Source organism: Candidatus Schekmanbacteria bacterium (genome assembly GCA_016219965.1).
Lineage (GTDB): Bacteria > Schekmanbacteria > GWA2-38-11 > GWA2-38-11 > J061 > JACRJM01.
Genome location: JACRJM010000003.1, coordinates 78376 through 94063 on the forward strand (window position 1 = coordinate 78376; position 15688 = coordinate 94063).

Here is a 15688-nt window from a genome sequence, read left to right on the forward strand (position 1 = left end):
AGGTTTATTCTCCCCAAACCCTTATGGTCTGTTTCTTCCAGATTCCGCCCAGTAAGCTGAAGGTATTCATATCAGCATAATATATAGCCGTAAGCCCCGCCTTCTTTGCCGCATCACCTATTGCCCTGCTGTTCCATTCTGCATTCACATTTATTCGCGTAAACGGCTCTTTTATTTTCTTGGTGCTGAGGACAGCGAGCTTGGTACCCACCGGAGTCATGTCCATATTGGTCACAAAGGGCTCTGTGGTGTTGGTATAAATAAGCCCTGTCGTACACCCGGCAAACAAAGGGATGGAAAACAAAAGCAAAATCTTAAACAAAGATTTCTTCATGTTTTTCACTCTCCATATGCAATAGTAGTTACACGGGTATACAATCCGAAAAGAACAACAAAGTATTCTGAGTCAAGGTGCTCAATCATTGTTATCTGTCCGTTTGCTGCTGCTGCCTGAGTCCCTCCATCACCCCAGGAAAACAACCAGAGCGCTGACTGGAAGCTTGCCTTTCCCACTTTATCTCCAAGCTCAGTTTCGCTGACATCACTATCAAGCGGTACTTTTATTTTTGCATACAAACAACCTGAAACTAACGATGAAAGAAAAATACCAATGACAACAGCAAGCAATAATCTTTTCATTTATAATCTCCTTTTGTTATGTGATTTGATAATCATTATTGACAAAAATACACACATTTATTATTTAAAATCAACAAATAAACACCGGCAAAGATTTTTAACCGACCAGATAATTCCTGATCTTAAATCATAAACAGGAGATAGTCTTTGTTTACTGGAATAATTGAATGTACCGGTAAAATAGTTTCTCTCAGAAAAAAAGGAGCTTCTGCTGAGATCTCAGTAGATTTTTCCATAACAGGAGAAGCTTTGAAAATGGGGGAAAGCATTGCAGTTGACGGCGTATGTCTGACTGTGAAGTCCTTTTCATCAGGAGGGTTTTTGGCAGACATATCAAGTGAGACACTGTCTCTTACGACGCTTGCAAGGAAAAAGGCCGGAGAAAACGTCAACATTGAAAGAGCAATGGCATATGGCGGCAGGATCGGAGGGCATTTTGTTACAGGACATGTTGACGGGACAGGAATTATAAAATCAAAAAAAACAGGAGCTGAAGGAGGAGTTATTGTTATACAAGCACCCCGCAATATAGCCAAAGACATCATAAAAAAAGGCTCTGTCGCAGTTGACGGTATAAGCCTTACAGTAACAGAAACAGGAGAAGATGTTTTCTCGGTAGCTCTCATTCCGCATACCATAGAAAACACTGTTCTCAAACAAAAGCATGAAGGTGATGAGGTAAACCTTGAAACCGACATGCTCGGCAAGTATGTAAGGAGAGCTGTTGAATCCTATCTTCCCGGGAGCAGCAAGGAAAAAATAAGTCTTGAATTTTTAAGAGATACGGGGTTTATAGATTAAAATTAATAATTTGGAATAGGTGCATAAATGAAGGAAACTACAAGAGAGAACTATAAATTCAATTCCATAGATGAGGCGTTAAAAGATATAAAAGCAGGGAAGATGATAATTCTCTGCGACGACGAAGACAGGGAAAATGAGGGTGACCTCACTATGGCTGCCGAGAAAGTAACCCCGGAAGCCATAAATTTCATGGCAACATACGGCAGGGGACTTATATGTCTGCCGCTTACCCCGGAACAATGCGATGACCTCAAGCTTCCGCTCATGGTTTCAGACAATACCAACCAGTTCAACACAGCATTCACCATATCGATAGAAGCAAAAGAAGGAGTCACCACAGGAATCTCTGCAAAGGACAGAGCAACAACCATTCTTACAGCCATCAATCCTGAAACAAAACCTGAAGACATAGTCAGACCCGGACATATCTTTCCGTTAAGGTCAGCCACAGGAGGTGTGCTCCAGCGCACAGGACAGACTGAAGGAGCTGTAGACCTTTCAAAGCTTGCAGGGCTTAATCCGGCTGGAGTTATATGCGAAATAATGAATGATGATGGTTCGATGGCAAGACTTCCACAGCTTGTTGAATTTGCAAAAAAACATAATCTGAAAATAGTAACTATCAAGGATTTGATCGAATACCGCCTCCGCAAGGAATCGCTTATCGTAAAGGAAGCAACAACAAGAGTGCCTACACCTTACGGCGAATTCACAGCTATCGCATACCGGAGCATCATTGACAACCACTGCCATGTGGCACTGGTAAAAGGAGATGTAGCTGACGGAAGCGACATACTGGTAAGGGTCCATTCAATGTGCCTTACCGGAGATGTCTTCGGATCCCAGAGATGCGACTGCGGAGAACAGCTTCATGCGGCAATGAAAAAAGTTCAGGAAGAAGGGAAAGGGGTAGTCCTTTATCTTTATCAGGAAGGGAGAGGGATTGGACTCATCAACAAATTAAAAGCCTATGAGCTTCAGGACAAAGGATTAGACACTGTTGAGGCAAACGAACATTTAGGATTCAAGCCTGATTTGCGTGAATATGGGATCGGGGCTCAGATACTTGTTGCCCTTGGTATAAAGAAAATCAAACTTATGACCAATAACCCAAGAAAAATAGTAGGCATAAAAGGATACGGACTAAAAGTAGTTGAACGTATCCCTGTGGAAATAACACCTGACGAAAACAATATAAGGTATCTCAGGACCAAACAGAAAAAACTTGGACACATTTTTGAAAACCTTAAATAATAAAAATTAAACGGAGAAACCGTCATGCCCTCTTATGTCGAAGGTAAGCTTGATGCAACAGGAATGAAATTCGGTATAGTAGTAAGCAGGTTCAATGAGTTTATAACAGAGAAACTTCTTCAGGGATGCCTTGACGGTCTGTTAAGGAACGGGGCAGCTGACCAGAATATCAAGGTAGTGCGCGTTCCCGGATCCTTTGAGATTCCCCTGATTGCCAAGAAGCTTGCATCAGGAAAAGACTATGATGCTATCGTTTGTCTTGGAGCCCTCATACGTGGTCAAACTCCTCATTTTGATTATATAGCGGCAGAGGTCACAAAAGGGCTGGCACAGGCTCAGTTCGAGTCCGGAATTCCTGTAGCATACGGCGTAATAACAGCTGACACCATAGAGCAAGCCATAGAAAGAGCAGGTACAAAGCTTGGGAACAAGGGGCGTGATGCGGCACTTTCTGCCATAGAAATGGCAAACATCCTTAAGGCCTTATGATTTTTTTTATTTTCTCGCAGCCATGCAGTCAACACGGCAAATATGAAATAACAGGATTGATGTAGGTGATATATGGGTTTAAGAAGGGAAGCGAGAGAATATACCCTCCAGTTTCTGCATAAGTTCGATGCTGCAAAGACATTGCCTGACAGAAAGACAATTGAAAGCGAACTTAAAGCTTTCTGGAAAAGCTTTTCACCGAATTTCTACAAAGAGGGAAAAGAATTTTCTGAGCGGCTTATATGGAGCGTGTTTGATCACAGAGAAAGGATAGATTCCTTCATTGAAGGATGCCTTAAAAACTGGAAGATCGGAAGATTGGCAGCAATAGACAGGAACATCATACGAATTGCCATTGCTGAATTCCTTTACTTCGATGATATTGATTTCAATGTGACCATCAATGAAGCAATTGAAATATCCAAAAAATACGGCATGGAAAAATCGCCGCAGTTCATAAACGGGGTTTTAGACAGATTAAAGGGAATAGTGGAAAAAGAAGAAGGCATAAAAAAACAATGCCAGATGTAAATCGTGAAATAAAAATAGTCATCTACACTTTAAACGACTGTCCTTACTGCACCCTTGCAAAAGATCTTTTGAAAAAAAAGGGGGCAAGTTTCGAAGAGCGTAACATTTCAGACAGCGAAGAGCTGGAAAAAGAAATGTCCGAACGCACAGGAAAGAACACTCTTCCTCAAATCTTTATAGACGAAAAACATGTTGGCGGCTTCGATGATTTAAATGCCCTTGACAAGAAGGGAGAGCTTGACAGGCTTTTAGGAATCAAAGGAGAAAAACAATTGGAAAAGCGGACAAGACTACTGATAATAGGCTCCGGTCCGGCTGGACTTACTTCTGCTATTTATGCGGCACGCGCAGATCTTGAACCCCTAGTCCTCTCAGGAAGACAGCCCGGCGGCCAGCTTACAACTACTACAGAAGTTGAAAACTATCCGGGTTTTGTAGGCGGAGTAATGGGTCCTGAGCTTATGGACATAATGAGAAAACAGGCAGAGCGTTTCGGCGCGGCTTTCCTTGATAAAGAGCTAACAGACGTTGATGTAACAGAACGTCCTTTTAAAGTAACAGCTGAAGACACTAAGATATCGGCAGACTGCATAATAATAGCCTCCGGTGCATCTGCACAGTTCATAGGGCTTCCTGCAGAAAAAGAACTCCTGGGACACGGCGTATCGACATGCGCAACATGCGATGCTTTCTTTTTCAGGGGACGTGATGTTGCTGTTGTGGGAGGCGGTGATTCAGCCCTTGAAGAGGCAATGTTCTTAACCAAGTTCGCAACAAGGGTCTATCTGATTCACAGGAGAGACAAATTGCGCGCAAGCAAGATAATGCAGGACAAGGCTTTTAAAAATGAAAAGATAACCTTTGTCTGGGACTCCTTGATTGAGGACATAATGGGAAACAAGACTGATGGAGTAAAAAGCATAAAAGTCAAAAATATTAAGAGCGGTGCATTATCGGAGCTTTCATGCCAGGGTGTCTTTGTTGCCATCGGACATAAGCCTAACACCGCACCCTGGGCAGGGAAGATCGAACTTGATAAGGCAGGCTATATTGTTTCCAGCGGGACAAAAACTTCAGTAGAAGGAATATTCTGCGCCGGAGATGTGCAGGATCATGTTTACAGGCAGGCTATAACAGCCGCAGGCAGCGGATGTATGGCGGCATTGGATGCGGAGAAATATCTCGAATCCCTCGCCGATTAATCCTGGGCTTTGCTCAGGCAATCCCTGCTTTGCACTTCAAAGGTGCTCTCGCAGGGACAGCCTGAGCAAAATATAAATCCTTTCTTGAAACACTCTGACAAACATTCGAAAGTTAACCTTTACCGGATGCAATATTTGGCGTAATATTTCTTAATCAATCTGCTCATAAATTCTTAGATACAAAATAAACTTTTGGTTTGACAGATCCCGCGGCAGGCACCTGCTGTTTAGTGCCAGAGCGGGACTGTCAAACCAATGATCTGATACAATCTTTTACGAAGCATAAATAGGTACTATTTAAATTTGTCTTTGTTCAGATATAAAACCAGGCAGATCAGCCCGCCGCCGATTAATGCAAAAATATCATAACCAAGCTTTGCACGCTTAGTAGCAGTAATATCCATCAATGCCCATGAATGGACGCTCACAAAGGCATAGACCATGTATGCGAAAGGCAGAACGCAGCCAAGAAGTTTATTCATTTTGAAAATCCCATATATCATAAGACCTATGATGATAAGTTGCACTACATCCATTACCTTAGCGTAGGTGCCAAAAACTCTGAAACCTAATATAACGTTAACAACCTGACCGTTCATCTTTGGGCTTGATATTCCGGTAAAATCAAGGAGTACAAGAATTTCCCATACTATGAAGAAAACACCGATGATTGTAATCAAAAGCGGGCGGCTGATTTTCCCCTGAGATTTTGTTTCTTCCATGACAGGCACCTCCATAAAAAAGGTAAAGGAAGACTGAATAAATTCTAAATCTATATCACTACTGTTTCAAGCTTTTTCATTTCTCCTTTATCATCTTCTCGATACCAGATGAGAAATCGTCCTCTTTGTCAGGAAGTTCCCTCTGGTCAAGGAGCATAGTGAAGAAAGCTCGCTGTCCTGAAAGTGGGACATCAAATCCTTCTTTTTTGAAAAGGTGGAATTCAGTCACTGACTGGTCTCCGACTATCCTTTGAACCCAGTCATTTACAGGGCATTCACAGGGTTCTGATTTTAAGACCTCTTCATAGGCACTGCAAACGATGTCAAGTAAGCTCGGTGCAAGGCTCTCATCAATGACATCCTTTTTCATATAGAGGAATCCGGTCATGTTGATCTTTCTTGCAAGGGTCTTTTCCTTTAGTTCCTTTGAGTGTTTGTCATAATCAATCCCTTTTGCCGCAAGCTTTTCCCTTAGATAGCCGTCGAATATCTTTATATGCGTTTCGCTCTGGACAGTGGGAAGACCGGCAAAGAAAAGAGTAAGGTCTCTGTCAAATACATGCTGGAGCGCTGCATCAGTGGAAAGCGGAGGATAGCCCGGGCATGTCACCCATATACTTGAAGGAAGTTTTACGAAAATATCACCTTTGCGCGTCTCCTTTTTAAGAAGAACCAGCCTTATCTTTCTTTTCTCATCAAAGAACTCATCTATATGGTGGGTGATGTATGTACTTTTGTAGCGGTAGTTGTAATCGTACTCGCCGATTTTTTCCCCTTTTAAATTTTCCATATCATTGCTCCTATTTTAGGTATCGCATATTTTAATTTTACCGAACACCCCGTCATAACCCGGAGTTATATCAACCCTTCCTTCGCGCACTGCAAGTATTGCCAAGGCAATTTCTTCCGCTGCCATACTTTTCAGCTCATCTTCCGCAGCATCAAGAAGAATATGAAACTCAGTTCCCGCTGACTCTATCATCTTCTCATAAATTTTTTTAACATGGAGAGATGTAACTTTTTTGTTAACCACAAAAGCGATTATCTCTTCAAGCGGAATAACATATTTTGGAGGTATTGCATTTACAGGTTTGCTTCCATGCTTCCTGTCAGAAAGCTCTCTTACCCGGTGAAGCACCCCTTTTGTCACCTTGCCGCCACACTCAGGGCATCTGTCGCCATTTGCTTTGGTTTCTTCAGGATCAAATGAAATCCCGCATTTCCTGTGTCCGTCTGTGAAATATTTCCCTTCCTGCGGATAAAATTCTATAGTGTTCAGGAAAAACTCTCTCTTTTCACCCTTCAATATGCTTTTAAGCTCCTTAAAATCCGGCATCTTTGAAAAAACATTCGCCTCCCTTCCTAGCTTTGACGGTGAATGTGCATCGGAATTGGAGATAAGTGTCATCCGGTCAAGCCCGGATATACTCCAATTCATCGGAGGGTCAGATGAAAGCCCTGTCTCTATGGAAAAAATATTGTATGACTCCTCTTCAAAGCACTCCTCAATTGAATCAAACCCGGAGAATGCGCCAAAAACAGAATACCATGGAGTCCATGCATGTGCAGGGACAATAAATGATTCAGGAGAGCAGTCAAGTACACGCTTTAAAAGCTCCTTTACATGGAACTTGAAAATAGGTCTTCCGTTTGAAGATGTCTTACCAAGCTTGCCGAATATCTTTGAAAGCTTCGCACAGTCCCGAAGTGATGGCGTAAATATAAGTGTATGAATTTTTCTCGTCTTACCACCGGTCCTGAAAATATTCGATACTTCAACAGTTGGCATAAAAGCAACTTTACTTTTACCTTTCTTAAGACGGTAAATGCCGTGCTTTTCCTCTTCAAGGCTTTCATTTAGAATATTGAGATATCCAGGGTGGAGGAAATCTCCTGTGCCTACAAGTCCTATCCCTTTTCTCCCGGCTGCCTGAGCAATGGAAACCGGCACCATAAGCGGGCTTGTGGCAAGGCTGAATTTAGAATGAATGTGAAAATCAGCGATTGTAACCATGAGTAAATAATTAGCGGCTGATACTGATTAAAGCAACATAAATAATCAACATTGATTGTTTTCTTCCGGCAATTAGAATAAAATTCTTCCATGAAAAAATACATTCCCATCCTTCTTGTCCTGTGTCTTTTCTCCGTCATGGCCTTTCACTACCCATACCAGGTCTTTATGGACGAGTTCTCATCATACGGCTCAGGGATGAAACTTTACAAGTACTCGCACTTTGCAAACATCTGGGTAACCCATGGAATTATAAATCCCTACATTACCGAAGCCTCGGCTTATATCTTAGGTGAGTCGGAAAGCTTTATGGCTTCGAGGATTGCCAACGGGATAATAGGTCTCTTTACTGTCATTGCAGCTTATTTACTTGCGAGAAAATTATTCGATGAAAAGGTTGCAATACTCTCCGGGGTCTTTCTCATGTCATCCCCTTATTTTATAGTCTCATCTCACAGGGAACTCTCAGATAATCCTGCAACTCTATTTTTTATACTCACTTTGCTTGCTTTTGTCAGGTACTGGGAAAAGCAGGATACAAAAAATCTTTTTATTCTAAGCTTTTTTTTCAGTCTCTCCCTTGCTTCTAAGCTTACCGTAGGCCCTTATTTTGCCATAATAATCTTCTTATTGTTCTTAAAAAACAGATTTAAACTAAAAGAGAGTTTCACCCCATCACTTTTATTCGTGTTATTCACTGGATTACTCTTCTTTATGATTTTCCCTCATACCCTGCTCTACTTCCGGGATTTTTATAATGAATTCATGGGATTCCAGATTTCAAGGACCGGCAATGACATTGATCCCTTCAGGACCGGAGAGATTAAAAATTTTTTATCAGGCTATAAATTCTATTATTCAGAGCTTAAGGAATTTGGATTCCCCTACATTGTCATGGTTCTTTCTTTTCTGGGAATAATCTATTACTCCATCTCTCTTCTGAAGAAGAATTCAAGCTCCGATGATTTGAAGAAACTCATTGTTTTCCTTCCTGCGGCCTTTGGTTTTCTTTTCTACGGAAGCTTTAACAGCTATTATATGAGATATCTGATGCCAATTTTTCCTTTAATAGCAATAAGTGCTGCAGCTTTCACCTTCAGTATGTTACGGGAGAAACTGAAAAAATATATAATCCCTGTTACCCTTTTAAAGATCATTACCTGCGGAATAATAATTTTTTCGCTGCTCTTTAACTTCAGACTGATATGGAAAATAAACGAGGTAAAAAAAAGAAGGACAGAATTCTTTGATCTCGCTCACAAAATAAAACAATATGAAAAAAAAGGAGACATAATAGTTTTTGATTTTCCGCAGGGATTTACATTTGACTCATCAAACTTTGGCCATCCTTATGGCGCTTACCCTCTTATGATGTCAGGGATTGATGAAAAAACTATTTTAGTTTATCCTCCTGCGTCAGCCATCCATCCTGAAAAATTCGATATTCTCATAACCACTAATGAGATTTCTGATGAAAAGTTAATGCTCATTGATGAAGTTTCTCCCCCCGCAGAGATGGAAGACGAGATACTTGCCATAGAATTCGGCTCAAAAGAAAGGTACAAAGAACTTCTGAACACCAATCCCTCCTATGTAGAGAAACAAATTCATTTCATGGAAAAAGAAGGAGGGGGATACCCTACAAGATTTTTTATTTACACTACGAAGGAACAAAGTAAAGTTAAGCGTGAATCTTCTGCATCATCGGGATGAGTGGTTCTTTCTCGATAGCCTTTTCAACTACTTCATCGATGGTAGATATAAAATAGAATTCCATATCCTTCCTGTGGTCAGGTGATATTTCTTCCATATCCTTCTCATTCTGGCTTGGAAGTATTACTTTCCTTATCCCTGCTCTTTTCGCTGCAAGGATTTTCTCTTTTATTCCGCCAACAGGAAGCACTGTGCCGCGAAGCGTGATCTCACCTGTCATGGCAACATCACTTTTAACCTGCTCTCCTGTAAGAAGCGAAAGCAATGCAATGAAAAGTGTTATCCCTGCTGAAGGACCGTCTTTTGGTATAGCCCCTGCAGGAATATGTATATGGATATCGTTTTTGTCGTAAAAATTTTCTTCGATGCCGTAATTCGTTGCCTGCGACCGTATGTATGTGAGCGCAGCCTGGGCAGACTCTTTCATTACATCTCCAAGCTGTCCTGTAAGTATTAGATTCCCTTTCCCCGGCATTTTTGAAGCTTCTATAAAAATAATGTCTCCTCCGGTCATGGTCCATGCAAGCCCTGTGGCAATACCGGGTCTTGTAAGCCTTAGAGCGACTTCAGAGAAAAATTTTCTGGGGCCGAGATATTTATGTATGCTTTCCTGATTTAGCAGAACGTTTTCTGTTTTCCCCTCTGCAGCCTCTTTTGCAATCATACGGCATATTGTTGCAATTTCACGTTCAAGGTTTCTGAGTCCTGATTCCTTTGTATAATTCCCGATGATGTCTATAAGCGCTGAATCTTCAAAACTTACCCATTCCTCTTTTAACCCATGTTCATCAACCTGTTTAGGGATTATATGTTTCTTCGCTATCATCACTTTCTCTTCTTCTGAATATCCGGGGATATTGAGCACTTCCATCCGGTCAAGGAGCACCGGCGGGATCGATTCAAGGACATTGGCTGTCGCTATGAACATAACCTTCGAAAGATCGAAGGGAAGGTTAAGGTAATGGTCTGAAAATGCAAAATTCTGCTCCGGGTCAAGCACTTCTAGCAGTGCGCTTGCAGGGTCTCCCCTGAAATCTGTCCCGAGCTTGTCTATTTCATCAAGCATGAAGACCGGGTTCCTTGCGCCGGCTCTTTTTATTCCCTGTATTATCCTCCCCGGGAGAGCTCCGACATAAGTGCGCCTGTGTCCTCTGATCTCTGCTTCATCCCTTGTACCGCCAAGTGATATCCTTATAAATTTCCTCCCAAGCGCTTTTGCTATGGATTTCCCGAGGCTTGTCTTTCCTACACCCGGAGGGCCGGCAAAGCAGAGGATGGGACCTTTCTTATCAGGTTTAAGTTTTCTTACGGCAAGAAATTCAATTATCCTTTTCTTGAGTTTCTCAAGATCGTAGTGGTCTTCCTCAAGAATACCTGCCACATTCTTCAAGTCCAGATTATCCTCTGTTTCAACTTTCCAGGGCAAGTCTGTGAGCCATTCAATATAAGTTCTTGAAACAGTATATTCAGAGGAAGAGGGATGCATTTTACCAAGTCTTCCAAGCTCCTTCATTGCCTCTTTCTCGACATCTTCCGGCATACCTGCATTCGTTATGCGCGTCTTAAGCTCCTTCATTTCGCTGTTTTCTTCAGCACTCTCCCCAAGCTCCTTTTTTATCGCCTTTAGCTGTTCCTTGAGATAAAATTCTTTTTGTGCCTTTGATACGTTCCCAACTACATCAGAATGAATTTTGTCTGCCAACTCAAGCGCCTGCAATTCCCTGTTTAGGTGGAGCGCGGTATATCTCAGCCTGGTCTTTATATCGAATGTTTCCAGTATCTTTTGTTTTTCAGAGACTTGGATATTGAGGTTGGAAGAAACAAGGTCGCAAAATTTCCCCGACTCGTTAAGGTTCTCTATCATCCGCGCAAATTCGTTAGGGACATTCTTTGACAGGGCAACAGTGCGTCTTGCCATTTCCTTTAAGTTGAGAAAGAGAGCCTCCGCTTCTATGTCGCTTGTCCAGTTGTCTTCTATATAATCAACGCGTGCAAGAAAATAGGGTTCTTCCTTTATCACTTCTCTTATACTAAACCGGCTTAGTCCCTGAAGAATTACACTTATGGTGTTTTCATTAAGTTTTGAAATACGAAGGATTGAAGCTGCAGTGCCGGTTTTGTAAAAATCTTCCGGCCTCGGATTTTCTATTTTTTCGTCTTTCTGGGAAACTACACCGATTATCTCTTTTCTGCTGAAGGCTTCTTCAATCTGCTTAAGAGATTTTTCCCTTCCAACTACTATTGACATTACCGTGCTGGGAAACATCACGCTGTTCCTCAGAGGCAATAATGAGAGCTGCTTGGGAAGTCTTGTCTCGCTGCCTTCGCTTTTCAGGCGCGCTCGTTTTTTCAGTAAAAAATCTAAGATTTTCATATAGTGAGTTCAAGCAACCTCCTGATCCTTTCTTCTGTGGGCGGATGAGTTGAAAAAAGAGTTGCAATGCTCCCTCCCCTTAAGGGGTTGACAATGAACATATGTGCAGTGGAAGGATTTGCATTCATTGGTATGCTGGTGCATCCCTTTTCAAGCTTTCTTAAAGCATTTGCAAGGTATTCAGGATTGCCGGATAACTTTGCTCCCCCCTGATCAGCCCCGTATTCGCGGGACCTTGAGATGGCCATCTGTATTATCATTGCAGCTATGGGAGCAAGGATTATCATGATGATCCCTGCTATCGGGTTGCCCCTTTCCTCGTCATCATTTCTTCCACCGAATATCATAGCCCACTGCGCCATCTGGGCAAGCATGCTTATAGCGCCCGCAACTGTGGCAGCAATAGTTGCTATTAATATGTCCCTGTTTTTAACATGGCTAAGTTCATGGCCAATTACACCCTTAAGTTCTTCCCTTGAAAGGAGACTCATTATGCTTTCGGTAACAGCTACAGCGGCATGTTCAGGGTTCCTGCCTGTTGCAAAGGCATTGGGAGTTTCAGAAGGGATTATATAGACCTTAGGCATAGGAAGCGCCGCTCCCGCGGCAAGTTCTCTTACCATGCTGTAAAGTTCAGGCGCATTTGCCTCATCAACTTCTTTGGCTTTGTACATCCTTAACACGATTTTATCGCTGAACCAGTAGCTTCCCATATTAATCAGGCACGCAAAAAGGAAAGCATATATCATCCCTCCTTTTCCTCCTAAGGCACCTCCTGCAAATACAAGAAGAGCCATCAGGGTTGCCATTAAAACCGCAGTTTTAACGCCATTCATCTTTTCTTCTCCTATTCTTCTACTTCTTCTATTTTTATTTTCCCGTCAGCTATTTCAAGAAGCGAAATGCTTGTTGGCTTTGCAAATTTTTTATCCACAAGAGGAAGATAACCGCTTACTAGCTGCCTTGCTCTTTTTGAGGCAAGAGAAACAAGATAGTATCTATTTTTGCTGGCTTTTATTGCTCTGTCTACAAGGTCTTCTACGTTTTTCATTTATCCTAATTACCTCCTTAGTTACAATATTGATAGTATGCATATAAGCAAAAGCCCTTTAAATATCAATGTTTTTTTACTCTTACAAAAATAGAATCAATTCTTTTCATCTATATTTTCCCTTCCACAACAATAGTTTGAATGATATATAGAGAAACTGATTTTTTAACTGATTTATTTAAAATAAGGAGTAGCCCAGATGAGTATTCTTGATCAGATCGGAAACACACCTCTTGTTGACCTAAGTATATTATCCAAAGGCGGCGGCAAGATTTATGCAAAGAATGAATCTAAAAATCCTTCCGGAAGCATCAAGGACAGGATAGCAAAATTCATGGTTGAGATGGCAGAGATTACCGGAGAATTAAAACCCGGCGACAGGATAGTAGAAGCCACAAGCGGTAATACAGGCATTGCATTCTCAATGGTTGCAAAAGAGAAGGGTTATAAAATGATTGTAGTAATGCCAACAAATATGAGTGAAGAAAGAAAAGAGAGAATAAAGGGTCTTGGCGCAGATCTTATTCTTGTTGGAGAAAGTGATTTCGAAGGAGCCATAAAAAAAGCATTTGAAATCGCCTCTGAACCCAATACCTTTATCCCCAGACAGTTTACAAACTACACAAACACTCTTGCACATATAACAACAACAGGCAGGGAAATAATAAAGCAATACAAGGAAAGAGAAGGGGATAAACCAATTGACGCTTTTGTCGCCGGCACAGGTACTGGCGGAACACTAATGGGAGTACGGGTAAGATTGTTAAGAGAATATCCAAATATCCAAACAGTCGCAGTGGAACCGGAAGAGTCAGCCGTCATGAGCGGCGGGAAGCCAGGTCTTCATAAAATTCAGGGAATAGGCGACGGGTTTATTCCGGAGCTTGTTGACATGTCTTATGTAGATGATGTTGTTGCTGTCCCCTCCGAGGAAGCCATAAAGACAGCGAAAATGCTGGCTGAAAAATTTAATCTTCAAGTTGGCATCTCAAGCGGAGCAAATACATGGGCAGCCATATCAGTATCAAATAAATACAAGAACATTGTAACAGTGCTCCCTGATTCTGTAGACCGCTATGTATCAATGGGACTTTAATATAACCGTAATTGCTGCTCATTGGATTGTCAGACCCGCTCTGGCACTAAACAGCAGGTGCCTGCCGCGGGAACTGCCAATCCAACCATTGTCAAAAACTAATTCACGGTAATAAAAAGGAGAATATGAGAAAAGATGTACAAAACATTTAATGTAAAAAAAACGATTTCAGGAAAGCTGCCCTTTGGAGAAGATATTTTGGAAAGTCTCAAAAAGGTTGCCAAAAGCGAAAACATAAGAGTAGCAAATATTCATATTCTTGGTGCAGTCAGGAATGCTACTATAGGTTTCTATAATCAGAGCATGAAAGAATACACATCTCTCAAGTTCTATGAACCAATGGAGATTGTCTCATCACTGGGCAATGTATCAATCAAAAGCGATGACATTTTTATCCACCTCCATGTTACGCTTTCAGACAAGGAAGGGAAAGCATTAGGAGGGCATCTAATGTCACCTACTGAGATTTTTGCCTGCGAGTTCACAATCCAGGAACTTGAAGGTGATGCCCTTGTCAGGAAATATGATGAGAGGACTGGTTTGTACCTGTGGGACTTATGATACTCTCTAATCATTTAATTAATCATTGTAAGAGATTTTCTTAAGAGGACACTCTTCGCAGGCGGGGGTTTTTCTGCAATAACGGTTACCGGCAAAAACCAAAAGTGCATGGTATTCATTATAGTGGCTCACATTGGGCGATAGATTCTCCACGAAAAACCTCTGCACTTCTTCATAAGAACTATTAAAGGGCAGAATCTCATGCCTCGACAAAATCCTTTTAGTATAAAGATCTACAACAAAAACCGGTTTATTCAGGGCATATAAAAGGATGCTGTCAGCTGTTTCCATTCCTATCCCATTAAGTGAAAGAAGTTCTTCCCTTAATTTGGCGGTATCAGAATCCTCCATCCGTTTTATGGAACCTCCATATTCTGAGTGTATGAAGTCAGTTAAAGTCTTTAACTTTTTAGCCTTTTGATTGTAATAGCCTGAAGGGCGTACAAGCTGAGCAATTTTTTCGATCTTTAGAGATGAGAATTTTTTAAATGATAGAAGTTTTTCTTTTCGAATATTTGCTATTGCTTTTTCGACATTCTTCCATGACGTGTTCTGAGTGAGTATTGCTCCCACCATAACCTCAAATGCAGTTTTTGCAGGCCACCATTGGCGCGGCCCGGCTGCCTTTAACAGGGTATTAAAAATTTTTCCTAATATTGCTTTATTTGCCGGGGAATGGAATGTTCCTGTTGACATTAGTAGAGATATTTTGCCCAGCTTTCAGGAATATCATCCCAGCCGGTAAATTTCTTAAACAAAGCCTTATTTACTGCCAGAACCTCGGAAATCACCTTAGTACAGAGGACTCCTTTTTCATTAAAAAGTTTCCCTTCCACTGTATAGATGTTGCCGCTTTCAGTTATTATTTTACCTTCAAGGGTAAGCTTTTCACCCACATAGGTTGGTTTGTAAAAATGGGCCTTAAGTTCTTTGGTCGCACCCATCTTCCCTCTAAGAACCATCACTGTCCATATAGTCAGGTCATCAAGCACAGTGCACTGAAGTCCGCCATGAAATATCTTTTGAAACCCGCAATAATGCTCTGCCGGAGTAACCTCAGAAATCACCTTGTCTTTCTCCCGAAAGTACCTAAGATGAAATCCCATCGGATTTTTGGGACCACAGACAAAACATCCATTGTTCTCAAGATCATTAGGTATTTCAATTTTCATCTTTTTATCTTTCTGTTCTTGTCGCATTCCACTTCTTTAAATTACCATACAGAGGTTTTGTAGTCC

At 41.5% G+C, this 15688-nt stretch carries 18 protein-coding genes; 8 read left to right on the top strand and 10 right to left on the bottom strand.

Annotation, left to right across the window (positions count from 1 at the left end; all coding sequences use genetic code 11):
• Positions 1-4 precede the first annotated feature (4 nt).
• Complete coding sequence (locus tag HZA77_02595; GenBank protein MBI5374293.1) at positions 5-334, bottom strand: hypothetical protein; 330 nt, start codon at positions 332-334, stop codon at positions 5-7.
• Between the two features lie 5 nt (positions 335-339).
• Positions 340-639 carry a hypothetical protein gene (locus HZA77_02600; GenBank protein ID MBI5374294.1) on the bottom strand — a complete coding sequence of 100 codons (300 nt, stop codon included), beginning with the start codon at positions 637-639 and terminating at the stop codon, positions 340-342.
• Positions 640-786: 147 nt separating this feature from the next.
• On the opposite strand from HZA77_02600, the gene HZA77_02605 reads away from it, so the two are divergent.
• From HZA77_02605 to trxB, 5 genes are all read left to right on the top strand, one after another.
• On the top strand, positions 787-1440 hold the full coding sequence (locus tag HZA77_02605; protein MBI5374295.1) for a riboflavin synthase: 654 nt from the start codon (positions 787-789) through the stop codon (positions 1438-1440).
• A gap of 27 nt (positions 1441-1467) precedes the next feature.
• Positions 1468-2697 carry a bifunctional 3,4-dihydroxy-2-butanone-4-phosphate synthase/GTP cyclohydrolase II gene (locus HZA77_02610; GenBank protein MBI5374296.1) on the top strand — a complete coding sequence of 410 codons (1230 nt, stop codon included), beginning with the start codon at positions 1468-1470 and terminating at the stop codon, positions 2695-2697.
• Positions 2698-2721: 24 nt separating this feature from the next.
• The gene (locus tag HZA77_02615) at positions 2722-3186 is read left to right on the top strand and encodes a 6,7-dimethyl-8-ribityllumazine synthase (protein ID MBI5374297.1); all 465 of its coding nucleotides are present in this window, start codon (positions 2722-2724) and stop codon (positions 3184-3186) included.
• Between the two features lie 72 nt (positions 3187-3258).
• Positions 3259-3717, top strand: a complete 459-nt coding sequence (nusB, locus tag HZA77_02620; GenBank protein MBI5374298.1) for a transcription antitermination factor NusB — start codon at positions 3259-3261, stop codon at positions 3715-3717.
• Positions 3705-4919 (top strand): thioredoxin-disulfide reductase, encoded by a 1215-nt coding sequence (trxB, locus tag HZA77_02625; protein MBI5374299.1) that lies wholly within the window; start codon positions 3705-3707, stop codon positions 4917-4919. The genes nusB and trxB overlap by 13 nt, the downstream gene beginning before the upstream one ends.
• Before the next feature lie 293 nt (positions 4920-5212).
• Here the strand turns inward: trxB and HZA77_02630 are convergent, their stop codons facing one another.
• The 3 genes from HZA77_02630 to HZA77_02640 form a co-directional block, all read right to left on the bottom strand.
• A complete protein-coding gene (locus HZA77_02630) occupies positions 5213-5641 on the bottom strand; it encodes a hypothetical protein (protein ID MBI5374300.1) in 429 nt (142 codons plus the stop codon).
• A gap of 76 nt (positions 5642-5717) precedes the next feature.
• Positions 5718-6431, bottom strand: a complete 714-nt coding sequence (locus HZA77_02635; GenBank protein ID MBI5374301.1) for a hypothetical protein — start codon at positions 6429-6431, stop codon at positions 5718-5720.
• A 15-nt stretch (positions 6432-6446) separates the two neighbouring features.
• Complete coding sequence (locus HZA77_02640) at positions 6447-7655, bottom strand: DNA helicase UvrD (GenBank protein ID MBI5374302.1); 1209 nt, start codon at positions 7653-7655, stop codon at positions 6447-6449.
• 90 nt (positions 7656-7745) lie between these two features.
• On the opposite strand from HZA77_02640, the gene HZA77_02645 reads away from it, so the two are divergent.
• A complete protein-coding gene (locus tag HZA77_02645; protein ID MBI5374303.1) occupies positions 7746-9368 on the top strand; it encodes a glycosyltransferase family 39 protein in 1623 nt (540 codons plus the stop codon).
• On the opposite strand, the gene lon is transcribed toward HZA77_02645, so the two are convergent.
• From lon to rpoZ, 3 genes are read right to left on the bottom strand one after another with little or no spacing between them, the layout of a single operon-like run.
• A complete protein-coding gene (gene lon, locus HZA77_02650; GenBank protein ID MBI5374304.1) occupies positions 9337-11742 on the bottom strand; it encodes an endopeptidase La in 2406 nt (801 codons plus the stop codon). The two genes, HZA77_02645 and lon, sit on opposite strands and share 32 nt — an antisense overlap.
• Positions 11739-12578, bottom strand: coding sequence for a zinc metalloprotease HtpX (htpX, locus tag HZA77_02655; GenBank protein MBI5374305.1), 840 nt, complete (start codon positions 12576-12578; stop codon positions 11739-11741). The genes lon and htpX overlap by 4 nt, the downstream gene beginning before the upstream one ends.
• Positions 12579-12589: 11 nt before the next feature.
• Positions 12590-12793: a DNA-directed RNA polymerase subunit omega gene (gene rpoZ, locus HZA77_02660; protein MBI5374306.1), complete on the bottom strand. Its 204-nt coding sequence runs from the start codon at positions 12791-12793 to the stop codon at positions 12590-12592.
• Between the two features lie 199 nt (positions 12794-12992).
• Between rpoZ and HZA77_02665 the strand changes: the two genes are divergently transcribed.
• Complete coding sequence (locus tag HZA77_02665) at positions 12993-13889, top strand: cysteine synthase family protein (protein ID MBI5374307.1); 897 nt, start codon at positions 12993-12995, stop codon at positions 13887-13889.
• A 135-nt stretch (positions 13890-14024) separates the two neighbouring features.
• Positions 14025-14450: a DNA-binding protein gene (locus tag HZA77_02670; protein ID MBI5374308.1), complete on the top strand. Its 426-nt coding sequence runs from the start codon at positions 14025-14027 to the stop codon at positions 14448-14450.
• An 18-nt stretch (positions 14451-14468) separates the two neighbouring features.
• Here the strand turns inward: HZA77_02670 and HZA77_02675 are convergent, their stop codons facing one another.
• The gene (locus HZA77_02675) at positions 14469-15146 is read right to left on the bottom strand and encodes an endonuclease III domain-containing protein (GenBank protein ID MBI5374309.1); all 678 of its coding nucleotides are present in this window, start codon (positions 15144-15146) and stop codon (positions 14469-14471) included.
• Positions 15146-15622 (bottom strand): PaaI family thioesterase, encoded by a 477-nt coding sequence (locus HZA77_02680; protein ID MBI5374310.1) that lies wholly within the window; start codon positions 15620-15622, stop codon positions 15146-15148. The genes HZA77_02675 and HZA77_02680 overlap by 1 nt, the downstream gene beginning before the upstream one ends.
• Positions 15623-15688 lie beyond the last annotated feature (66 nt).